Annotated in this window: 16 protein-coding genes; 5 read left to right on the forward strand and 11 right to left on the reverse strand. The window is 62.6% G+C overall.

What is annotated here, in order from left to right; all coding sequences use genetic code 11:
* Positions 1-29: 29 nt before the first annotated feature.
* On the reverse strand, positions 30-1517 hold the full coding sequence (locus tag HUK72_RS21720) for an aldehyde dehydrogenase (protein ID WP_176590553.1): 1488 nt from the start codon (positions 1515-1517) through the stop codon (positions 30-32).
* A gap of 58 nt (positions 1518-1575) precedes the next feature.
* The gene (locus HUK72_RS21725; protein WP_176590554.1) at positions 1576-3318 is read right to left on the reverse strand and encodes an amidohydrolase family protein; all 1743 of its coding nucleotides are present in this window, start codon (positions 3316-3318) and stop codon (positions 1576-1578) included.
* 161 nt (positions 3319-3479) lie between these two features.
* Here HUK72_RS21725 and HUK72_RS21730 point away from each other — a divergent pair, with 161 nt between their 5' ends.
* Both HUK72_RS21730 and HUK72_RS21735 read left to right on the forward strand, forming a co-directional pair.
* Positions 3480-4325 (forward strand): IclR family transcriptional regulator, encoded by an 846-nt coding sequence (locus tag HUK72_RS21730; protein WP_176590555.1) that lies wholly within the window; start codon positions 3480-3482, stop codon positions 4323-4325.
* Positions 4326-4357: 32 nt separating this feature from the next.
* Entirely contained in the window at positions 4358-5206 is an 849-nt protein-coding gene (locus HUK72_RS21735) for a CoA ester lyase (RefSeq protein ID WP_176590556.1), read from the forward strand.
* A gap of 29 nt (positions 5207-5235) precedes the next feature.
* Here HUK72_RS21735 and HUK72_RS21740 read toward each other — a convergent pair whose 3' ends face one another.
* Genes HUK72_RS21740 through HUK72_RS21770 form a run of 7 tightly spaced genes read right to left on the reverse strand, consistent with a single transcriptional unit; the run spans position 5236 to position 16434 of the window.
* On the reverse strand, positions 5236-7503 hold the full coding sequence (locus HUK72_RS21740) for a molybdopterin-dependent oxidoreductase (protein ID WP_176598634.1): 2268 nt from the start codon (positions 7501-7503) through the stop codon (positions 5236-5238).
* An 11-nt stretch (positions 7504-7514) separates the two neighbouring features.
* The gene (locus HUK72_RS21745) at positions 7515-8282 is read right to left on the reverse strand and encodes an SDR family NAD(P)-dependent oxidoreductase (protein WP_176590558.1); all 768 of its coding nucleotides are present in this window, start codon (positions 8280-8282) and stop codon (positions 7515-7517) included.
* Positions 8283-8340: 58 nt separating this feature from the next.
* Positions 8341-9774, reverse strand: a complete 1434-nt coding sequence (locus HUK72_RS21750) for an aldehyde dehydrogenase (RefSeq protein ID WP_176598635.1) — start codon at positions 9772-9774, stop codon at positions 8341-8343.
* Positions 9775-9790: 16 nt separating this feature from the next.
* Positions 9791-11230, reverse strand: coding sequence for an NAD(P)/FAD-dependent oxidoreductase (locus HUK72_RS21755; protein ID WP_218036201.1), 1440 nt, complete (start codon positions 11228-11230; stop codon positions 9791-9793).
* A 38-nt stretch (positions 11231-11268) separates the two neighbouring features.
* The gene (locus HUK72_RS21760; protein WP_176590561.1) at positions 11269-13053 is read right to left on the reverse strand and encodes an acyl-CoA dehydrogenase C-terminal domain-containing protein; all 1785 of its coding nucleotides are present in this window, start codon (positions 13051-13053) and stop codon (positions 11269-11271) included.
* 10 nt (positions 13054-13063) lie between these two features.
* A complete protein-coding gene (locus HUK72_RS21765; protein WP_176598637.1) occupies positions 13064-15211 on the reverse strand; it encodes a 3-hydroxyacyl-CoA dehydrogenase NAD-binding domain-containing protein in 2148 nt (715 codons plus the stop codon).
* A 17-nt stretch (positions 15212-15228) separates the two neighbouring features.
* On the reverse strand, positions 15229-16434 hold the full coding sequence (locus tag HUK72_RS21770) for an acetyl-CoA C-acetyltransferase (protein WP_176590563.1): 1206 nt from the start codon (positions 16432-16434) through the stop codon (positions 15229-15231).
* A gap of 256 nt (positions 16435-16690) precedes the next feature.
* Between HUK72_RS21770 and HUK72_RS21775 the strand changes: the two genes are divergently transcribed.
* Positions 16691-17137: an SDR family NAD(P)-dependent oxidoreductase gene (locus HUK72_RS21775; RefSeq protein ID WP_176598638.1), complete on the forward strand. Its 447-nt coding sequence runs from the start codon at positions 16691-16693 to the stop codon at positions 17135-17137.
* Between the two features lie 126 nt (positions 17138-17263).
* Here HUK72_RS21775 and HUK72_RS21780 read toward each other — a convergent pair whose 3' ends face one another.
* Positions 17264-18304: an IS110 family transposase gene (locus HUK72_RS21780; RefSeq protein WP_176598614.1), complete on the reverse strand. Its 1041-nt coding sequence runs from the start codon at positions 18302-18304 to the stop codon at positions 17264-17266.
* Here HUK72_RS21780 and HUK72_RS21785 point away from each other — a divergent pair.
* Positions 18279-18851, forward strand: coding sequence for an SDR family oxidoreductase (locus tag HUK72_RS21785; RefSeq protein ID WP_255325958.1), 573 nt, complete (start codon positions 18279-18281; stop codon positions 18849-18851). The genes HUK72_RS21780 and HUK72_RS21785 overlap by 26 nt on opposite strands.
* Before the next feature lie 62 nt (positions 18852-18913).
* Here HUK72_RS21785 and HUK72_RS21790 read toward each other — a convergent pair whose 3' ends face one another.
* Complete coding sequence (locus HUK72_RS21790) at positions 18914-20980, reverse strand: 3-hydroxyacyl-CoA dehydrogenase NAD-binding domain-containing protein (RefSeq protein ID WP_176598640.1); 2067 nt, start codon at positions 20978-20980, stop codon at positions 18914-18916.
* A 284-nt stretch (positions 20981-21264) separates the two neighbouring features.
* Between HUK72_RS21790 and HUK72_RS21795 the strand changes: the two genes are divergently transcribed.
* Complete coding sequence (locus HUK72_RS21795; protein ID WP_176590566.1) at positions 21265-23532, forward strand: TonB-dependent receptor; 2268 nt, start codon at positions 21265-21267, stop codon at positions 23530-23532.
* Positions 23533-23573: the final 41 nt, after the last annotated feature.

Raw genomic sequence — 23573 nt, forward strand, 5'->3', positions numbered from 1 at the left:
CCAGAAGAGCAACAGGGACGGCGCTGGCCTCAGCGCAATTGTACGAACACCGATTTGGTCTCGAGGAAATTGTCGAGCGCCTCATCGCCGAGTTCGCGGCCCCAGCCGGATTCCTTGTATCCGCCAAAGGGCATGGTGATGTGGTTGACCCCGAAGCAGTTGACCCAGACGGTGCCGGCGCGGATGCGCGATGCGATCTGGTGCGTCCGGTTGACGTCCGACGTGAACAGACAGGCGGCCAGGCCATAATTGGTGTCGTTGGCGATGCGGATCATCTCGTCCACATCGTCGACGGGCGTCGCCGAAATGACGGGGCCGAAAATTTCCTCCCGCATGACGCGTGCATTGGCGTTGACGTTCGCCAGGACGGTCGGCTTGACGAAAAAGCCCTTTTCCAGATCGCTGGGGCCGCCCGCGACAATCTCCGCCCCTTCTTCCTGCCCGATCTCCATATAGCGGACGACCCGGTCCCTCTGCTTGGCCGAAATCAGGGGGCCAAGATTGGTCGACGGGTCGAAGCCATTGCCGACCTTCAAATTATTGGCGAAATCCGTGATGCCAGCGAGCACCTTGTCATAGGCCTTCTTCTCGATCAGCAGCCGTGAACCCGCCCAGCAGACCTGCCCGGAATTGAGAAAGGTGCTCATCGCCGCGCCGGGGATGGCCACGTCCATGTCGGCGTCACCGAACAGCAGGCATGGTGATTTCCCGCCCAGTTCCAGCGTGATGCGCTTCAGATTGCCGCTGGCGCTGTCGACGATCCGCTTGCCGACATCGGTCGATCCGGTGAAGGAAATCTTGTCCACCAGCGGGTGATCGACCAGCGCCTGCCCGGCGTCGCCATAGCCGGTGACGATGTTGATCACGCCATCGGGAACGCCGGCCTCGACCGCCAGCTGTCCCAGCCGCAATGCCGACAGCGGGGTGTTCTCGGCCGGTTTGACGACGACCGAACAGCCCGCCGCGAGCGCCGGCGCCACCTTGACCACGAAGACGCCGACAGGTCCGTTCCATGGCAGGATGAGGCCCGCGACGCCAATCGGCTCGCGCATGGTATAGGCGTGCATCTGCTGCCCGCCGCCGGAAATCGCGCCGCTCGCGTCCCGGCCGAATATCCGGGTTGCCGAACCTGCATAGAAGCGCATCCAGTTCGCCGACGCCTTCACCATGCCGTCCGCCATGTAGCGGGGCATGCCGTTGTTGAGAATGTCGAGATCCGCGAGTTCGGTCGCATTCTTTTCGATCAGGTCGGCGAAACGCCACATGATCGCGGCGCGATCCTCCGCCTTCAGGCCACGCCACGAGGCGGTTTCGAAGCTCCGCCGGGCGGCCTTCACTGCGCGGTCGATGTCCTTCGCGGCGCCGCGTGGGACGATGGCGATGCGTTCCTCGGTCGCCGGATCGAACACGTCGATCGTTTCACCGCCCTCCGCCTCGACCCAGTGGCCGTCGATCAGGAGCTTGTGGGATGAAGCGGCAAAGGTCCGCACGCTGTTGACGGGCTGATGCGCGTTCAAGCTATATTCCTCTTTATCGATTTTATTGACGATTCCGTTGCGGGACACGGCAACGAAATTATTGAGCGGCTTCCATTTTTGCGTCGGCGCGCTGGTTCATGACGATCTCGCCGGGGGTGGCGCCCGTTTCCTTGCCGTTGGTGAAGGTTTCGACGCCGTTGACGAGGATGTGGCGGATGCCGATCGCGCGAGTGACTTTGCGCCAGTCGCCGCCCGGAAGATCGTGGACAACTTCATAGTGGCCACGGGGCTGATAATCCAGCTTGTCGGCGTCGTAGATCATGAGATCGGCCGCATAGCCGGGCTGCAGAAGGCCACGATCGGTCAGTCCGAAGGCGCGCGCATTGCGGTAGCTGAGCAGGGAATGAACCTGCTCCCGGCTGATCCGCGTACCTTCCTGCGTCAGCCACAGGATGAGGTCGGTCGACCAGTAGCCGCCATTGCCATGTTTCGAATGTGCGCCGCCGTCCGAAATGCCCGCCAGCACTCGCGGATGGCTGAGAATCTCTTCGATCGTCTCCACATTGCGCGTGCCATTGTCATTGTTGGAGAACATGACATGCATGTTGGATTCGATGAGCGTATCGAGGAACAGTTCCGCGACCGGCTTGCCCAGGTCGCGGGCGATGTCACCCAGCAATTGCCCTTCGCGCCCTTCCAGTGAGGCGGAGCCGGCTGGATCGACGATCATATAGGCTTCCAGTCGGCCACCTGCGGTCGACATTTCGCGCGGATCATAATTGTCGATGAAGGTCTTCCGATAGGCCGGGTCCTGCACCAGCGTCATCTTGGCCTCTGCCGTGGTCGCCATGGAAAGGCGGCGGAACGCGGCGACGGAATCCCAGACATTATAATGCAGCGGCGTGATTTCGAGCGGCTTGCGGAAGGAGAAGCATTGCGACCAGATGTCGAGCTTCTCTTCCTGCATCCGGTCCAGCCAGCGCATGATGCCGCGATGTTGTTCGGGATCGGTGTCGCTGCCCAGCAGGATATTGTGCAGAACCGGACGGCCGCTGATGCGGGCCAGTTCTTCCGCTGCATAACGGCGCGGTTCGTCCATGCCGGGCAGTTCGCACAGGATCTGGATCGTGCCTTCGCCGCGCTCGGCAAGGACCCGCGCCAGATTATAGGCTTCCTCCGCATCCATGGCGTCGGTCGGCATGGGCGACTGGTCGTGATCGAGATGATTGTTGCCGCCTTCGCCCATGAAGGATAGGGCAAAGCCGCTGGCGCCCGCGTCCATCGCCTCATGCAGCAGGTCGCGCATCTGCTTGCGTTCCTCGACCGTGCAGGGGCGCTTCTTCGCCTCGTCGGGGCCCACGACATAGGACAATAGCGGGTTCATGGGCAGATAGGTGGCGACATTCAGCCCCTTGGGCAGCGACTTGAGATGCGCGATCCAGTCGGGAAAGCTTTCCCAGGTCCAGTCCATGGTCGACGCCATAGCCTCGAAGGGAACTTGCTCGGTGTTTTCCATCATGCGCATGTAGCGCTCGCTCATGCCCTTCCGGACGGGAGCGAAGCTGAAGCCGCAATTGCCGATAACGACCGTCGTTGTGCCGTGCCACCCCGACGTTGTGCAATAGGGGTCCCAATGCAACTGGGCGTCATAATGGGTGTGAAGATCGATGATGCCGGGCGCGACGATCAGGCCCCGTGCGTCGATTTCCTTGGCGCCCTGGCCGGGAATCGCGCCGATCTCGACGACCTTTCCGTCGCGGATGCCGATATCTGCCAGTCGTGCGGGTTCGCCGGTTCCGTCGATTACAGTTCCGCCACGCACTACAACGTCAATATTCATCTAACCTCTCCGATCGCGATTGCCTATCGCTACCATCAAATGGGGTTTGGTGCGGGCTTGTTCGAGCTGTTTCGGGTATTATTACATGGGTAATGTGGGGTCCGCGCGAATTGCGGAAAATGGCTACCCGGCAGTAAGGTTCGAAAAGGAACACACAGATCATGTCCGATACCGCATCCGATATGGCGGAAGACCGCCTGAGCGACATCAGTCCATGGACTGTGGACAAGGCGAATTCGCAATGGCGATCCGTGAAATCCGCGGAGCGCACGCTGGCGCTTTTCGAACTATTTTCGCTTCATCAGCAGCCCATGTCGATCGGCGAAATGGCGCAGCGGTTGAACATTCCGCAGCCCAGCGTGAGCATGCTGGTGCGCAATCTCGTCCAGCTGGGCTATCTGGAGCATGATCGCACGAGCCGTAATTATCTGCCCACCATCCGCATCATGCTACTGGGCAGCTGGATTCATCGGCAGTATCGCCACCAGGGCGATGTGGAGACGCATCTGGACGACCTGATGAGTCAGGTGCAGGAAACCGTGTTCTTGGGCATTCAGAACGGGATATATTCGCAATATGTGAGCGCCCAGCTACCGGACGTGTCGCAACGGCTGGAGGTCCAGTCCGGTCTGTTGCGTCCCATCACTCGCACTGCGCTCGGCCGCGTCCTGCTATCGCTCAAGTCCAAAGAAGAGGTCGCGCTGATCGTCCGGCGTTCCAATGCTGAAACTCAGGATGAGGCCGAGCGGGTCGATCCCAGGGAGTTCGAGGCGCTTCTGGCGAACGTCCGTGAGAAGGGCTATGCTGAGACGAGCGGCGACATGTCGAAGAATTACAGCGCCTTCGCGGTGGCGATCAAGCCAACCATCGGCCAGATTCCCATGGCGATCGGCGTCGGTGGGCGTACCGACCGCATCATGGACAAGCGGGATTTGGTGATTGCCGCGCTTTTCGCGGCGAAAGCGAAGCTGGAGCCCAATATATCTGGGGATGACGGCCCGGACTGATTCTCATCACATCAATAGCAAGGAATTTGAATATGCGACCATTCCGCAGCGTCCTCTATCTGCCCGGCAACAAGGAAAGGGTTTTGGAAAAGGCCGCCAGCTTGCCCTGCGACGTCCTGATCATCGATCTGGAGGACGCCGTCGCGCCGGATGCGAAGGATGCTGCCCGCGACCTTGCGATCCACGCGATCAGGAATATCGACTATGGTGATCGTCTGGCGATGTTGCGCGTCAATGGGCCGGAAACGCCCTGGCATGAGGCGGACATGGCCGCCGCCGGGCATGCGCCGGCGATCCTGCTGCCCAAGGTTTCCGACGCGGGCATGCTCGCCGCCGCCCGCGCGCGCCTTGGGCCGGGCAAGCCGCTCTGGGCGATGATCGAGACCTGCCAAGCGATCCTGCGCATGGACTCCATCGCCGGCGCGGCGGACGAAACAGGGCTGGAGGGTCTGGTCGTGGGCACCAACGATCTGGCGAAGGAGTTGCGGTGCCAGGTCGATGACAATCGCACCGCATTGCAGAGCGCGCTCTTCACGGTGGTCGCCGCCGCCCGGGCCTATGGGCTGGTTGCGGTGGACGGGGTATGCAACCGGCTGAAGGATGAGGATTTTCTTGCGGCGGAATGCCGTCAGGGGGCCATGCTTGGCTTTGACGGGAAGAGCCTGATCCATCCCGAGCAGATTGATGTCGCGAACCGGATCTTCTCACCGGCGGAAGCGGACATCGTGCACGCCCGCGCCGTGGTCGAGGCCTTCGAGGACCCGGCGAATGCGGGCAAGGGCGTCCTGACCGTGAACGGCAAGATGGCCGAACTGCTTCATCTGGAGGAAGCCAGGAGGATCATCGCGGTGAAGGCGCGGATTGACGCACTGGCCGCTTGACCGATCATGCGCCGGAACGGGTCGCAGCTTCAGTGGGCTGTGGTCCATTCCGGCGCCTGCGCCGTGCGGGACAGACGCACCCGCAGCCCGTTGAACACCGCGTTGCCCGACGGCATGTCCAGCAGGGCTGCATCGGACAGAAGATTATAGTTGCTGCCGGGGCGCTGATGCGCCACCTCCATGCGGGTTCCCGCTTCGTGATGGCCCCAGCCATGCGGTAGGTTGAGATGCCCGCGCTGCACATCGGCGTTGCGCTCGACCGTCACGGTCACCTGACGGCCCCCGGCGTCCAGCGCCACGGTGTCACCATCCGCCAGACCCAGCAGGTCCGCATCGTCAGGGTGGACGTGGAGATGGCTGCGAGCCGGACCTTTCGCCAGATTCGGCAGATTATGGAGCCAGCTGTTCATGGAACGCAGATCCCTGCGCCCGGACAGGATGAAATAGCCCTTTGCTGGTTCCAGCTCTCCGAGCTTTCCGGCCGCGATCCATTGGTCGAGCCGCTCAAGGTCGGCCATGATGGGTGCGGGGGCGAGGTTCACCTTTCCATCCGGCGTGCGGATGAGGTCCATGAGCCTGCCCGACGGCGCATATCCGCGATCCACGCCATGGTCCGCGGCGCGCAGGTCAGTCAGGGTGATGCCGGCGGCCTGACCGAAGCCATCGCCGAAAGGCCCGGTGCGAATGAAGAAATCGCACAGCTTTTCGACGCCTGTTTCTCCGGTCAGCTGTTGCATGATGGCTTCGTGCGGCGGGTCTGTCATGCAGGCGCGCTGCATGCTCCACCCGACCAGCCCGGCGACATAGTGCCGGTCGTAGCACTCGGCATCCCGTCCCGTGAGCGCCGCGCCGAGACGCAGAAGGATCTCCCAATCCGCCAGACCGGGATCGGCAGCCGGCAGGGCCGGGGAAAAGCGGGCGTAGGAGCGGGGAGAGAAAGCCCCGAACATCAGCGTGCAATTGGGTTCGCCCAGAGGATCGCCCGGCGGAAGGATCAGGTCGGCGTGACGGCTCGTTTCATTGAGATACATGTCGATGGAGATCAGGAAATCGAGCTTTTCGACCGCCGCCTCTATGGCCCGGCTGTCGGGGAAGGAGCGTATAGGGTTTCCGGCCAGCGTGATCAGCGCCCGCACGCGGCCTTCGCCGGGCGTCGCGATTTCTTCCGCCAGTGCGGCGGCGGGCAGGCGGCCGCCCAGCTCGGGCAATTTGCGCACGCGCGTGTGAAAGCGGCCATAGGGCGCCTGGCCCTTGGAATAGGGGCTGGAAAAGAGGGCGGTGGACACGATAGGCATCGGGATCAGCATGCCTCCCTCGCGGTCCAGATTGCCCGTCAGCGCATTGATGGCTTCGATCAGCCATGACGCGATGGAACCGAAGGGCTGGCAACAGGTGCCTACCCGCCCATAGACGGCTGCCCTTGGTGCCGCCGCGAGGAATCGGGCCAGCGATCGGATCTTGTCCGCGTGGACCCCAATGATGGCGGCGACCTTTTCCGCCGGGTAGCGTGCGGCGACCTGTCGAAGCTGGTCGATGCCGGAAAAGCGCGTTTCCAGGTCCGGGCGGTCCGCCACGCCATCGCTGAACAGGCTCTCCACCAGGGCCAGCAGTAGCAGCGCGTCGGTCGATGGCTGTATCGCGAGATGATCGTCCGCCATTTCCGCCGTGCGCGTGCGGCGTGGATCGACAACGACGATCCGCCCGCCTCTTTCGCGCATCTGCGCAAGCTTTTTAGGCAGGCCCGGCAGGGTCAGCATGCTGCCGTTGCTGACCGCTGGGTTCGCGCCCAGGATCAGCAGGAAATCGCACCGTTCTATGTCGGGCACCGGATTGATCCCGATGTCGCCGAACATCAGGGCGTTGGCGAGCATGCGCGGATAGGCGTCGATGGATGCGGCCGTGTAGATCTGCCGGGACCCGATCGCCTGGGTGAGCGCGCCGGTGTAAAGGACGCTCCCGACATTGCCCGCCACCGGATTGCCGACATAGGTGGCGATGGCGTCGGGGCCGTGTTCCTGCCGGATCGCGCTCAGCTTTTCCGCGGCGAGCGCGAAGGCTTCGTCCCAGCCTATCGGTTCGAATCCGTCCTGCGTGCGCCGCAGCGGCTGACGAAGCCGATCGGGATCGCGCCCGATGCCGGCCATCGCCTGCGACTTCGGGCACACGAAGCCCTGGCTGACAGGGTCGTCCGCGTCACCCTTGATCGACCGCACCTGCCCGTTGGATGCGGTCTCGATCACCAGGCCGCAGCCGGCCTCGCAAATCGTGCAGGAACGATAGTGGCGATCGTGCGACATATTGTCTTCCGTCACGCCCCCATGATCGTCGCGCCGCCATCGACGACGATCGTCTGCCCGGTCACGAAGCTGGACGCGTCGGACGCAAGGAAAAGGGCTGCGCCCGCGATTTCGCGGGGTTGCCCCACGCGGCGCAGGGGCACCGGATCGACGAAGCGGGCCAGCGCCTTTTCATTGTTCATGATCGCGGAGGCGAAGTCCGTCTCGATTAGGCCCGGCGCGATGGCGTTCACCCGCACGCCGGAGGGGCCATATTCCGCCGCCAGATTGCGCGCCATCTGAAGGTCGGCGGCCTTGGACATGTTGTAGGCGCCGATCGACGTCGAGGAAAGCAGTCCACCGATGGAGGAGATCAAGATGATGGACCCGGCCTTGCGCTCGATCATCTCCGGTGCGACCATGCCGATCAGGGTCAGCGGCGAAAGGACGTTGTTGTCGAATATCTTTCGGAACATCTCCTCCGAAATCGACGTGAGTGGGCCGTAATGCGGATTGCTGGCCGCGTTGCAGACCAGGATGTCGATCCGGCCGAAGGCTTCGCGCGTGCGCTGGACCAGACGAGTCAGATCGTCCCTGGAACTCACATTGGCGGGAACGGAGACCGCCCGCCCGGGACCATGGCGCGCTTCGATTTCCGCCGTCGCCGCCTGACAGGCGTCCTCTTTCCGGCTGGAAATGACGACGCGCCCGCCATGTTCCACAATGGCCTCTGCGATCGCGCGCCCGATGCCGCGCGACGAACCCGTGACAATGGCGGTTTTCCCTGCCAGATCGAACATGCCTTCTCCTCTCCTCTCCTGTTTCTCCGTCAGTTGTCCGGCGACGATCCGCCGGCTGTCATAATTTGATCGTGACGCATTTGAGCTGCGTATAATGATGCAGCGCCTCAATCCCTTTTTCCCGGCCGTAGCCGCTGTTCTTGTAGCCCCCCAGCGGCGTTTCGACGCCGCCCGCCATATATTCGTTCACATAGATCTGACCTGCCTGGATGGCCGCCGAAACCCTGTGGGCGCGGGACAGAGACTGGGTCCAGATACCGGCGGCCAGGCCATATTCGGTATCGTTGGCGATGGCGATGGCCTCATCCTCGTCCTCGAACGGGATCACGACGAGCACGGGGCCGAAAATCTCCTCCCGCGCCAGTCGGCTGTTATTGCTGACATCGCCATAGACGGTCGGCGGCAGGAACCAGCCGCCGCCCCATCCTTCGCGGGTGACGGCGCTGCCGCCTGTCGCGGGTTCCAGCCCTTCGCTCCGGGCGATGTCGAAGAAGGATGCGACGCGGTCATATTGCGCCTTCGTCGTCAACGGACCCATCAGCGCGTCGACGTCCGGCCCGACCTTGAGTTGACCCACTGCCGCCGCCAGCTTTTCGACGAAGGCGGCATGGATGGACCGCTGTACGAGCAGGCGGCTGCCGGCCAGGCAGACTTGCCCGGCATTGCCGGCAAAGGCGCGGATCGCGCCCGGAATGGCGGCGGAGAGATCGGCGTCCTCAAAGACGATGTTGGGGGATTTGCCGCCCAGTTCCAGGGTCAGCGGGATGATGCGATCCGCCGCGATATGGGCGATGGCGCGGCCCGCACGCACGCTGCCGGTAAAGGCGATTTTGCGGATGTCGGGATGCGAGACCAGCGCGCTGCCCGCTTCGGTCCCTGACCCCAGCACTACGTTGAAGACCCCGGCGGGCATGCCGCATTCGACGGCGATCCGCGCCAGCAGCACTGTTGAACCGGACGTGAATTCGCTCGGCTTCGAAACGACGCAGTTGCCCGCTGCAAGGGCAGGGGCAATGCCGCGGGCGGCCTGGTTCAGCGGCGCGTTCCAAGGCGTGATGACCCCGACCACGCCAAAGGGTTCGCGCAGTGTGTAGCTGTGATATCCCTCGCCCAACCCGATGACCTCGCCATGGAACAGGTTGGTGAGGCCGCCGTAAAATTCGAAATATTGCGCCGCGACCTCGGTTTCAAAAGGCAGCTGCCATCCCGGCTTGCCGGTTTCGGCGCGTTCGATCGCGCCGAATTCATCCCGGCGGTCGCGGATGGCGCGGCCGATGTCGGTCAATATCCGGCCTCGGTCGAGCGGCCGCATCGCCTTCCATTGCGCGAATGCGGACGAACATGAGCGAACGGCCCGGTCCACATCCTCGCCTCTGCTGTCGGCCACCTTGGCGAAGGGCGCACCGATGGTCGGATCGAAGGAGTCCGTATAGGTGCCCGAGGCCGGCTCGGCATCGGCGCCAGCGATGAAATTGTTCCAGACGCGATCCATCGTTCTTTTCCTGTGATCAGTGGGGGAGGTCGAGCATCGCGTGAATGTCGGCGCGCGATGGGTTGGTTGATCCGGCCATGATATCGCCATGCCGTTTTCGGACAACCGCGCAGAGCGCGGCAAGCAGGGCCATCGGACCTGACCGCCAGCGATCCGGGCCGTCCAGCATGTGGACATTGCACAGGAATCCGCGCATCAGCCGGGGGGAATGAGGCAACGCGCGCTGTATCAGTGACAGCCGCCAATGTGCGGGCGAGGGGCGAGGGTCGGCCAATTCCGTGCCCGCCAGTGCCGCCGCCCGACGGGTCGCGGCGTCGTCCATGCGGCGCATGTCGTCGAAATAGGCTCTCAATTCCCGCTCAATGCCGCGTTCATAGGCATGGGCCGCCGCGCCGAAGCTGTCATGCGCGTCGATGGCATCCGCAAGGCGGCAGGCGGCGATGAGTGCGAATGTCAGGCCACGGCCATAAAGAGGGTTGGACGTCACCAGCGCATCGCCCACTGGCAGGAGATTGTCCACGACCGGCCGCCCATCCGCCATGTAGCTGCGCCATCGGCTCTTGAGATCAGCCATGCCAGCGACGCGCCCCAGCGGCCGGGAGATGGCTGGATCGACGAACGGCGCCAGCCCGGGCAAGCGCCGGCAGATGTCGGTAAAGCCCACATCGGTCGATGCCAGCCCACGCAGCGCCTTTTCCCGTTCAGGCAGGGCGAGCGTGATCGAAAAGCAGCGATTGTCCGCCGGGATCACGCCGAATTTGAGATAGCCAAGATCGCCGGTGCGTCCCTGCGGTGGTTCAGGTTCGGTCACGTCTTCCGCAAGGTTGTAGAAGCGGCTGTGATAGGTCAGGTCGCACGGCGCAATATCTTCGTGGGGCCCGACGCCCGCTTGCGCCAGCCAGCCGGGAATGGGTGAACGTCTGCCGCCGGCATCGATGATGAGGTCGGCATGGATCGCTTGCCCATCGACCGTCAGCCCCGTGGCGCGGGGCGGCTGTCCGGGCCGCTGGTCCAGCAGCAGGGCGCTGGCCTTCGATCCGTAGGCGACGGTCACGCCCGGCAATGTCGCGACATGATCGCGCAGCACCGCCTCGAACGTCGTGCGGCGCATGGCGATGGTGCGGAGCGCATCCTCACCGCTTCTCTCGCGCACCCTGGCGCGCAGGGTAGGGGAGAGGTTGTCGGCAAAGGACAGCTCGCGCGCACCGGCGGCCATCATGCGATCCAGCAAGGCGGGGTGACGCTGTTCGACGATCTGCTTGAAGCGCGCCCGAAAGGCGTGGGTATGGCGGATCTGGGCGACGCCCAGGCGCCGCCAGTCGTTGAACAGACGATCGGGATGGCCGGGCTCAGGCGAACGGTCGCGTTCGATCACGGTGACGCGATGCCCCGCATCCGCCAGCGCCAGCGCGCTGAGCAGGCCCGACACGCCCCCTCCCATGATCAATATGGTCAACTGTTCCAAACGCCTTCGCCCAACTCATCCTCGTTCTGCTAAAATGCCGCCTCCGCCAGCGTCATGAGCGGTGCGGGGCCGCTCTCTATCTGAGCAAGAAGCCCGCTGGCGCGGGGCAGCAGACGACGCATGTAAAAGTCCGCCGTTGTCAGTTTCGCCTGGCCGAAGGCTTCGCCATGCGCGCCCTTTTCCACCTGGCCGGGCACGGCCTTCGCCATTTTGAGCCAGAGCCAGCCGAGCATGGCGTAGCCCGTAAGCTCCAGGAAGGGATAGGCCGCCGCGCCGATCGCGTCGGGATCCTTCCTGGCATTCTTCATCATCCAGGCGATGGCGGCCTCCAGATCGTCCAGAACCGGACCAATCGGCCGGGCGAGGTGGGACAGGGCCTCGGGCGTTTCAGCGATCTCACGGCGCATCTGCGCCATCAGCGTGGCGAAGCCGCGCCCATCGTCCTGCCACAATTTCCGGCCGACCAGATCCATGGCCTGAACGCCATTAGCGCCTTCGTAGATCATGGTGATGCGCGCATCGCGGACAAGCTGCTCCACGCCGGTTTCGCGGATATAACCATGGCCGCCGAACACTTGCTGCGCCGTGACCGCGCATTCATGGCCGCGGTCGGTGACAAAGGCCTTCACGACCGGCGTGGCGATGCTTAGCAGGTCGGTTGCCTGCTGCCGCGCGTCGGCGTCGGGCGCATGGCGTGCCAGATCGGACTGGGCGGTGGCCCACAGGCACAGCGCCCGGCATCCTTGCACGAGCGAGCGGCATTCCATCAGCATGCGGCGCACGTCGGGATGGACGGTCAGGGGGTCAGCCGCCTGCTCGGGATCGGCGGCGCCAGTAAGCGCGCGGCCCTGCCGCCGTTCGCGCGCATAGGCGACAGCGGCCTGATAGGCGGCTTCCGCAACCGCCACGCCCTGAATGCCGACATGCAGCCTGGCGTCGTTCATCATCACGAACATGGCGTTGAGACCCTTGGTCTCCTCGCCGATCAGCCAGCCGGTGGCGCCATCATAATTCATCACGCAGGTCGCATTGCCGTGCAGACCCATCTTTTCCTCGATCGCGCCGCATGACAGGGCGTTGCGCTGGCCGGGGGTGCTTGGGCCGTCAGGCAGGAATTTGGGCACGATGAAGAGGGACAGTCCCTTCACATTGTCGGGCGCGCCCTCGGTCTTCGCCAGCACGAGATGGACGATGTTGTCGGACAGGTCATGTTCGCCGGCCGAGATGAAGATCTTGGTGCCGGTGATGGAGTAGGTTCCATCGCCCACCGGCCTTGCCCGCGTGCGGATGAGGTTGAGGTCGGTGCCGCATTGCGGTTCCGTCAGGTTCATCGTGCCCGTCCATGTGCCGGACACCATGGGCGGCAGATAAAGCGCCTTCTGCGCTTCATTGCCATGCGCCAGGATCGCGCTGACCGCGCCGGAGGTCAGTCCGGTATAGGCGCCAAAGCTCAGATTGGCCGAAAGCACGAATTCTTCCGTCGCCAGCCAGGCAAGATGGGGCAAGGCCTGCCCGCCATAGGCTTCCGGCGGGAACAGCGCCGTCCATCCCGCCTCCCGATATCGGGCATAGGCTTCACGGAAGCCATCGGGGGCGCGGACATTACCGTCCGCGTCCCTTCGGCAACCTTGCTTGTCGCCATTGGCGTTGAGCGGCGCGATCACCTCTGCCGCGAAGCGGCCGCTTTCCGACAGGATCGCGGAAAGCGTTTCGGTCTCCATATGGGAAAAGGCGGGCAGCGCAGCGATTGCGGGCAGCGCCGCCACCGTGTCGAGAACGAACAGGCTGTCTTCTACTGGAGCGGTATAGTTCATGGCCGTTGCTTCACGCTGCCCTGGTCATTTCGCTGGCGACCATCGCCGCCATGGCGTCGGTCACGCGGAAGCGTTCGCCATAGCGGTCGGCCAATGCGGCCGCCCGATTCAGGAACGCGGCGCGGCCGTACCAGTCGATGAACTGAAGCGCCCCGCCGGTGTGTGCGGGAAAGCCGAAAGCGAAGATGGAGCCGATATTGGCTTCGGCCTCGCTGCGCAGGACGCCTTCCTGGTAGCAGCGCAGCGTTTCGATGGACTGCCTGAAGAGCAGCCGGTCCCGAATATCCTGGCCCGGCACCGATCCGTCGCCCGATGCATAGGCGGACAGGCCTTCCCACAGCGATTTCGAGCCATCGTCATGATAGGTGTAGAAACCGCCGCCATATTGGCGCCCGCCACGGCCTTGCGCCAGAATGTCGAATGACACGGCGCGGGTCGCGTCCATGTCCGCCGGATAGCCGTTGGCGACGCCCAGCATCTCGTCGATACGGCCGTGGGTGCTCAACACCTTGCTCATCAGCAGGATGCTCGTTTCGTCGGCTACCGCGAGCGGGCCGACGGGCATGCCGGCTTTCCAGGCTTCACGCTCGATCTGAACAGGGGCAACGCCGTCGCGGATCAGCGCCGCGCCCTCGTCCGTGAAGGTGCCGAAGACGCGTGAGGTGAAGAAGCCGCGGCTGTCGTTGACGACGATCGGGATCTTGCCGATCTGCTTGACATAGTCATAGGCTGCGGCGGCGGTTGCGTCCGATGTCTGTTCGCCCCGGATGATCTCCACCAGCTGCATCTTGTCGACGGGCGAGAAGAAATGGATGCCGATGAAACGGCTGGGGTCCGGCACCGCCTTCGCCAGCAGTCCGACGGGGATGGTCGAAGTGTTCGTGCCGTAGATGCCGCGATCCGACAGGCTGCCGAAGGTTTCGGCGATGATCTTTTCCTTGAGCGCGATGTCCTCGAACACGGCCTCGATCACGATGTCGACACCCTGCATGTCGGCATAGTCGCCCGTGGGCGTGATCCGGCCGAGCAGGGCGCCCTTGTCGGCCTCGCTCATGCGTCCCTTGCGGATGCGGCCATCCGCGATCTTCGCCGAATAAGCCTTGCCCTTTTCAGCGGCCTCGACCGACAGGTCCTTGAGCGCCACGGGCAGATTGCGCGAAGCGTGCGCCCAGGCGATGCCCTGGCCCATCATGCCGGCGCCCAGAACGGCGGAGCTGGCGAATGTCGCCTGTTCGCCCTGCGGCCGGTTCGCGCCGTTCTTGATGCCGTTCATGTTCAAGAAGAAGGCGGTGATCTGCGCGCGCGCCTCCGGGCTGCGCACCAGCTTAACAAAGGCGCGGCTCTCCGTCTTGAGCGCGCTGTCGAAACCCATGCGCATCGAATTCACGGCGACGTCCAGGATGGCGGCAGGCGCGGGCATCAGCCCCCGCGTCTTCGCGATCAGCATCGTCGGCGCGATTGCGGCGATCTGGCGCACGGCATTGCTGTCGGCATTGCCGCCGGGATAGGCAAAACCCCTCCGGTCCCAGGGCTGGGTCGCGGCTTCGGGATTGGCCTTGATCCACTGCTTCGCGGCAGGGATCAATTCTTCGGCCGTGTCGACCAGCGCATCGACGATGCCGATCTTGTAAGCCTTGGCCGCCGGCATGGTGGTACCTTCGAGAAGCAGCGGCAGCGCCTTTTCAAGGCCCAGCAACGCCACCATGCGCACAACGCCGCCCGCGCCGGGAATAAGGCCGAGCGTGACTTCGGGCAGACCGACAAGCGTTTTGGGGCTGTTCAGCGCCACCCGATAATTGCAGGCGAGCGCGATTTCGAAGCCGCCGCCCAGCGCTGCGCCGTTGATCGCGGCGGCGACCGGCACGGGGAGCCGTTCCAGCCTGCGCAGGAAGGACTTTGCGGTCTGGACCTTTTCGAATTCCTGTTCCGGCGTCTTGCCGCCTTTCAGCATTTCCTTGAGGTCGCCGCCGGCGAAAAAGGTCTTCTTTGCGGACGCGAAAATGACGCCGGACAGTCCTGCCTCGCGCTCCAGCCGGTCGAGCGTCTCGGTCATGCCGACATTATAGGCCGCGCCCATCGTGTTGGCCGACTGGTCGAACATATCCATGGTGACGGTCACGATGCCGTCGGCGTCCTTTTCGTAGATAAAACCGTTCATTGTCGTCATTCCTTCGATCAGACGCGCTCGATGATGGAGGCGATGCCCATGCCGCCGCCCACGCACATGCACAGCAGGCCGCGCTTCAGCGAGCGCCGCTCAAGTTCGTCGAGAACGGTCGAGACCAGGCAGCCCCCCGTCGCGCCGAGCGGGTGACCCAATGCGATGGCGCCGCCGACGACGTTCAGCTTTTCGTCGGGAACATCCAGATCCTTCTGAAGCAGCAGCGCGACCGAGGCGAAGGCTTCGTTGATCTCGACCAGATCGATGTCGTTCATGGTGAGCCCGGCCTTTTCCAGCGCCTTTTTGGAAGCCGGACCCGGTCCGGTCAGCATGATGACGGGATCGGTCGCCAGCACGGCGGTCGAAACAACGCGACCGCGCGGGGTCAGGCCGATGTCCCTGCCGGCCTTCTCGCTGCCGAGCAGGACGAGGGAGGCGCCATCGACGATGCCCGAACTATTGCCGGGCGTATGCACATGGTTGACGCGTTCCAGCCCGACATATTTGGACAGGGCGATATCGTCATAGCCCATCTTGCCCATGCCGGCGAAGCTGGCCTTGAGTGCGCCCAGCGTCTGCATGTCCGTATGGGGCTTGATGAAATCGTCGCGTTCCAAAATGGTCAGGCCGCTTTCGTCGCGCACGGGCACCACCGAACGGTCGAACCAGCCATTGTCGCGGGCATAGGCGGCCTTGCGCTGGGAACCCACCGCGAACGCGTCGCAATCGTCGCGGGAAAAGCCGTTCATCGTGGCGATCAGATCGGCGCCTATGCCCTGCGGCACGAATCCGGTGGCGATGTTGGTGGCAGGGTCCTCGAACGCGCCGCCGTCGGCGCCCATAGGCGCCCGGCTCATGCTTTCAAAGCCGCCCGCGCAGACAAGATCTTCCCAGCCCGACGCGATCTTGGCCGCCGCCGTGTTGAAAGTGTCGAGACCCGATGCGCAAAATCTGTTGACCTGCGCGCCCGGCACGCTTTCGTCCCAGCCCGCCTTCATCAGCGCCAGCTTGGGTAGCACGGCACCCTGCTCCAGCGTGGGGGTGACGCATCCCAGAATAACGTCGTCGACCCGGGCGGTGTCCAGGTCGTGGCGTTGCTGCATTTCGTTCAACAGCGTCGTTACCAGGTCGATCGGCTTGCACTCGTTGAGCGAACCATCGCTCTTGCCCTTTGACCGGGGCGTGCGGATCGCGTCGTAGATGTAGGCGGTGTTGGCCATTTTCTCTCCGAGTGTAAGATAGTCTCTACGCGTCTTCTTCCGTTGGCAGGCAGTGTCATGCAAGACAGGCAAGGCGACATTACATACGCAATGGCTTTTCAGCCTCGCCGATGCGGATCAGGGTCGTGATGGATGATGGCAAGGTCATGATTTCGATTTTCGCTGGCATGGATCGAGGCCAGACTGAACTGGTTTCCGATCCTTCGGAATCGGTAAACATCAGAGCCATAGAGCCGGCAAGCGAGAGGAAAAACCGATGGGACGTGTTCAGGACAAGGTCGTCATCGTCACTGGCGCAGGCGGCGGATTGGGCGAAGCAAGCGCGCGTCTGCTCGCCCGGGAGGGGGGCAAAGTCATCCTCACGGATATCGATGAGGGCAGGGGAGCGCAGGTCGCCCGCGACATCGGCGAGCCGGCGCTGTTCCTGAAGCGCGACGTGCGCGATGAGGCCGGCTGGGAATCGTTGGTCGACGAAGTATGTGGTCGTTTCGGAAAACTGGACCTGCTGGTCAACAATGCCGGCGTCACGCGAATGGGCTTTCCCGACGACACATATGTGGACGGCCCCCGCCTGACAATAGATTTAGCAGAGTATGACCGATCGCTTGCGTTCATATGTCCGGCCTCAAAGGTGCAGCCGCAAATGACCGCGGGCCAAGATGGTTTCCGCCACATGAGTTCCAAACAAGTTTCCGGCATGTAGTAGCCATTGCATCGTACGGAGTGTCTCACGCCCGGAATGATCGATCCCATCTGCGCATTCTATTGCAAGTTCAGGCCTCAGCTCAACACGAGTGCTTGCACATCAGCACCCCCTGTTCGCCAAGCTCTATGCCGCTACCTCGCGTAGCGGAATACTGTTTGCCCGGTAGCGCTCGCCGGTCACCATGAGCTTCCAGGCAATGCGCGCAATCTTGTTCGCAACCGCCACGGCAACGAGCTTTGGCGGCTTGCGCTTGAGCAGTTCAAGTAGCCAGGCGTTTGCATTGTTGCCCTTTCCTGCTCGAACATGCCGTAGAAGCGCGGTGGCACCGGCCACCAGCACACTTCGCAGCAGTTCGTCACCGGCGCGTGTTATAATGCCAAGCCGGACCTTGCCGCCGGTAGAATGGTCCTTTGGTGTCAGGCCCATCCAGGCGGCAAATTGTCGCCCTGAGGCAAACAGCTCGGGCGCTGGCGTTTTCATCATGAGGAGTGACGCTCCGATTGGACCGACACCGGGGATTTCCGCCAGGCGTCGGCTGCATTCGTTGGCGCGGTGCCATGCCGCCAACTCCGCTTCGACCTCTTCGATTTGGTCCTGAAGCCGAGAATATTCCTTCGCCTGCGCGGCAAACAGGGTTCGCGCAAGCGCCGGCACAGTAGGGTCGACCGCGATACGGTCGAGCAGCGGAACGATCCGGCACTTGCCCTGGGCAGCAATCAGCCCGAACTCTGCAGCATAACCACGGATCGCGTTGACCAACTGCGTACGGGTGCGGATCAACCGATCGCGTACGCCGACCAGCATGAGCGCTGCCTGCTGCTCAGAAGTCTTGATGGGCACAAAGCGCATCGTGGGTCGGCTCATTGCTTCGCACAGGGCTTCGGCATCAGCCGCATCGTTCTTCCCGCGCTTTACATAGGGCTTCACCAACTGCGGCGCGATCAGCTTCACTTCATGGCCGTACGACGTCAGGAGCCGCGCCAAATGGTGAGACGCCCCACACGCCTCGATAGCAATCACCGTTGGCGGCAGCTTCTCGAAAAACGCCATCATCTCGGTACGGCGCAGCTTTTTGCGCAGGATGGGCTTCTCGGCGGCGTTGACGCCATGAAGCTGGTAAACGTGCTTTGACGTGTCGATGCCAACTCGGATAAGATGTTCCACGGACGGTCTCCTCCTTGAGATTTGCAACAACCTCAACCTGGCACATTGTGATGCCGTTTGGAGGCCGTCCACACCAACATGTTTGGAGGATTTTCGCTTCATCTACGCGGTCAATGTCGAGGGAACATTCCTCGGTTGCAAGCATGCGATCAGGGCGATGGCGCGATCTGAAGGAGGATCGATCATTAACATATCGTCCATCGGCGGATTGACCGGGACGTTCGGCACCACCGCCTACAGCGCCGCGAAAGGGGCCGTGCGCGCCCTTTCCAGATCTGTAGCCGCCCATTGCGCGCAGGCGCGGCGCGGTATCCGCTGCAATTCCATCTATCCCGCCGCGATGGACACGGACATGGTTCGGCGGGGGGCGCAGGAACTGGAGGAAAGGGGCATCGCCATGCCGCCCACCATCGCCACGACCCTGGGTACGCCCAACGACATCGGCCATGCCGTCGTCTATCTGGCTTCGGACGAATCCCGTTTCATGAACGGGGCGGAACTGGTCATCGACAATGGCATAACCTCGACGCCCGGGCAGGTGCCATAAACAACCAGCGAAGGGCGTCGGGATAGGCCGGGCGCTGCCGGGCCTATCCCGTGCATAGCCCGTCAGGATCGGGTGAAGCTTCCGCCGTTGCTCGCCTTTTCCCGCAGCAGGGCGGCCGGGGCAAAGGCTTCGCCATAGCGTTCGGCCATCTTGTCGAGTGCAGCGACGATCTTCGGCAAACCGACCATGTCGGCCCAGAACATGGGGCCCCCGGTGTAGACCGGCCAATTATATCCCAGGATGCAGGCGACATCGATGTCCGACGCGCGGATCGCGACGCCTTCTTCCAGGATGCGGGCGCCTTCGTTGACGACGGGATAGAGAAGGCGAGCGACGATCTCGTCCGCATCCAGCGGATCGGACTGTTCGATGCCCTTTGCCGCAGCCAGATCGGCAATGACCTTCGCCGCGACCGGGGATGGCGTCGGCCGACGCTTTTCGTCATAGTCGTAGAAGCCGCCATTCTTCTTTTGGCCGAGGCGATCGAGCGCCACCAGATCGCCCATCAAGGTCCGTTCCGACGAGCCGCGGCCCAGCACGTCCAGCCCGATCAGGTCGAGCATGGCGAAGGGCCCCATGGCAAAGCCATAGTCATAGATCGCCTTGTCCACGGCTTCGGGTGATGTGCCCTCAAGGATTACTGCGTCGGCCTGCCGTCCACGCGGCTCCATGATCCGGTTGGCGATGAAGCCATGGCATACCTTGCTGACGACCGGAACCTTGCCGATCGTCCTGGCCATCTTGACGGCGGTCGCCAGAATGACGTCGCGCGTCTGCTTGCCCCGCACGATTTCCAGCAGGCGCATCACATTGGCGGGCGAGAAGAAATGCAGGCCGATCACATCGCCCGGACGGGACGTCGCGGCGGCGATTTCGTCCAGATCCAGGAAGGACGTGTTGGAAGCGAGAATGGCGCCTTTTTTCGCGACCTGATCGAGCTTGGCAAAAATCTCCTTCTTGACGTCCATGCGCTCAAACACGGCTTCGATGACCAGATCCACGTCCGCCAGCGCGGCGATGTCGGTGGACGGCTGGATCAGGGCCATGCGCTGTTCGACCTGTTCCTGGGTCAGGCGGCCCTTCTTCGCGGTGTTTTCATAGTTGCGGCGAATGACGGAAATACCCCGGTCCAGCGCCTCCTGCGACATTTCCACCAGCGTCACCGGGATGCCGGCGTTGAGAAAATTCATCGAAATCCCGCCGCCCATCGTGCCGGCCCCGATCACGCCTACGCTCTTTATCGGGAGGGTAGCGATGTCATTGGCAAGATCGGGAATTTTCGACGTCTGCCGTTCCGCGAAGAAATAATAGCGTTGCGCGGCGCTTTCGGACGAATCGTGCAATTCGCGGAACAGCTCCCTTTCGCGCTTCAGCCCTTCCTCGAACGGCAGGTCTACCGCCGCCTGCACCGCGCGGACAATGTTGCCCGGCGCCTTGAAACCCCTGAAACCACGTGCATTCGCCTTGAGATAGTCGTCGAACAGTTCTGGCTTGCCCTTGAAGGGGTCGATCTTGTCCTGCCGGTCGCGAACGCGAGCGATGGCTTCGCCGCGCGCCAGGACGGTCCTTGCAAAGGCGACGGCGTCGGCGCGCAGTTCACCCTCCTGCGCCAGCGCATCGATCACGCCCAGCTCAAGGGCCTTTTTCGCATTGATCTGTCGGCCATTGGCGATCAGGTCGAGGGCGAGTTCGGGCCCCACGATCCGGGGAAGGCGCTGCGTCCCGCCTGCACCCGGCAGAAGGCCAAGATGCACCTCCGGCAAGCCAACCTTGGCGCTGGGCAAGGCAATGCGATAATTGCAGGTCAAGGCCACTTCCAGCCCGCCACCAAGCGCCGTGCCATGAATGGCGGCGAATACCGGCTTTCCGGCATCTTCTATGAGATGCAGAATATCGTGCAGGTCCGGCTTTTCCGGCGCCTTGCCGAATTCGGAAATGTCGGCACCGGCAAAGAAGGTGCGTCCGCCGCAGATTAGGACGATCGCGCGAATGTCGGCATCCGTTGAGAAACGGTCAAATCCCTCCGCAATCGCGCGGCGGACCGCAATCCCAAGGGCATTGACGGGCTTGGAATCGATCGTGACGATTCCGATTTCTCCGTCGCGATCATAGCTTGCGATCTCAGTCATTCATCCTCCAACAGCATCTTTGGCCCTGCGATGGGCGCAATATTCGGGTCGACGCCCGCATGGGCGCAATCGAGCCAAGGGAGTGGCGAGGGACGGCCGACCTGACAAGCGATTTGCCACAAGCCCCTGCGTCCCGCTCCATAAATTGCAGATGTGATGAATAGGTACTGGCATGCCCGTCGGCTCTGGCGACATCACGAGCATGATCTTTGGCGCAGGGCCATCAATAAAATTGGATTGTCGATGTATGACCAAAGAAAGCCATAAGTACAGGGGAGGTGGAATTGTCGATTTTCAAGGTCGGAACGAGCGTTATTGCCTTTGCAGCCATATTTTCTCCCGCGCTTTGTGGGACTGCACTGGCGGAGACCTCATCCGGTAATCCGAACGAAACGCCGCAGCGCGCCGACGGCGGGGCAGGGTTGGGGGATATCGTCGTCACCGCGCGGCGGCGCGCGGAACGGCTTCAGGATGTGCCGGTCGCCGTGTCGGCCATCAGTGAGCAGAGACTTGCGGCGCTGCATGTCGTGCAGGCCGACCAGCTTCCCCAACTGGTGCCCAATTTGCAGGTCGGTTCCTTCGCGGGGCAAAGCCAGCCGAACTTCACTCTGCGCGGCGTGGGCACCGCCAACCAGTTCAACGTGAATACCGCCCAGCCCATAGGCATTTATGTGGATGAGGTCTATCAGACCTTCCGCCCAACGCAGGGTGCGCAGATTTTCGACCTGGAGCGGCTGGAGGTCGTGCGCGGCCCTCAGGGCACATTGTTCGGCCGCAATACGACTGCAGGCGCGATCAGTTATATTACGCGCAAGCCGACGCTTGACGGCAATCCGGACGCTTATGTGAAGGCCGGCATAGGGCGGTTCAGCCGCTTCGCGTTTGAAGCGGCGAGCGATTTCGAACTTGGCAGCGACATGGCGGCGCGCGCGGCCGTCATCTACCGCAAGGGGAAGGGGTCGGTCGAAAATGTGGGTGATGGCCCCGATTTCGCATCCGTCGACAGTTTCGGTGGGCGCTTGACGCTGCGCTGGCAACCCTCTGCCGATGTCGATGTCAATCTCACCGGCTTTTACAATCGTGACAATCCCGTACCGCCTGCATCCTTCTCTGTCGGGCTAGGGCCTGGCGGCACCAATCCCTACGGCTATTCCCGCAATGGCCTAGGCGACTTTCAGGCGGAATCGGATCACACCGGCCGTGTGAAGACCCACGCTGGGGGCGTGACCCTCAACGTCAATGTCAAGCTTGACGACGCCCTGTCGCTGGTTTCGGTAACATCCTACAGCAAGGCGAAGTTGCGGCAGCGTTCCGATCCTGATGGGTCGCCCTCCTTCATCCTGGGTTTCCATGGCAATGTCGATGGCGATCAGATGAGCGAGGATCTGCGCCTGAACTATGAATCGCCGGGGTTCAATCTGGTCGCGGGCGTCTATTATGGCCGGGACTATCAGAAGATCCGCAATCAGGTCGAATTCTATCCCTACACGCCGGCTGGCGGGATATTCCGGTATAATTTCGACCAGAGAAGGCAATCCTACGCCCTATATTCCGAGGCCAGCTATGAACTGGTTCCGCGCCTGACATTGGCGTTGGGCGGTCGATATACGCGTGACCGCAATCAGTTTTTCGATGCGCAGGCCTATCTGGTGGACAAGGATGTCGGCGGAACGCCGATCGTCATGACCATTCCGGCGAGCCTCACATTCGATCCCAATCTGTACGCCAAGCCCCTTGACAAGAAGGACGGATATTTTTCCGGCCGCGCGATTCTCAGTTACAAGGTTACGAACGATATTCTGCTTTTCGGCAGCTATTCGCGCGGCTGGCGTAGCGGAAACTTCAACGGACAGCCGCTCTTTTCCGAAGCGGAAATCCTCTACATCAAACCGGAGCGGGTCGATGATTTCGAACTGGGCCTGAAATCTTCCCTTTTCGACAGACGGCTGACCTTCAACCTAACGGCCTTCTACATGAAATATAAGCGGCAGCAGGTTCAGGACCAGATCGCCGTTGGATCGTCGCTGCTGACTACACTGCGCGGCTTTGACGGCACCATCAAGGGGCTGGAGGTGGAGAGCAATCTCAGGATTTCCGATGGGTTGAGCGCTTACGCCAATCTTGGCCTGCTCGACAGCAAATATGATGACGGTCAGGCGACTTTCGCGGGGCCGATTGGCGGAAATCCGTTCCCCTATGCGCCCGACATCACCGTGCAGGGCGGGTTCGATGCGCGGCTTTATGCGCGCGACGAGAGCGAAATCCATCTCTACGGCAATGCGTTCCATTCCGGCAAGTTCGCCTATACGCCCGAAGGCGCCGGCGTCCTGGTCGGCAATACCGTCTATTCGCATGGCGGGCGGCCTTATTGGCTGTTCGACGCGCGTCTGGCGTTCACGGTTCAGCGCAATTTCGAATTTTCGCTATGGGGCAAGAATCTGTCCAACGAACGCTATTTCCCCTTCTTCAGCAACACGCAGGCGCTGGGTTTCGACTTCGGCATCATCGGGGAGCGGCGGACCTGGGGAGCGGAGGTGAAATATTCCTTCTAGGCTTTCTGGGCAATGAAAGCGGCGAACGGTTCAGTTAGGGC

It is taken from the genome of Sphingobium sp. 15-1 (assembly GCF_013375535.1).
Lineage (GTDB): Bacteria > Pseudomonadota > Alphaproteobacteria > Sphingomonadales > Sphingomonadaceae > Sphingobium > Sphingobium aromaticivastans.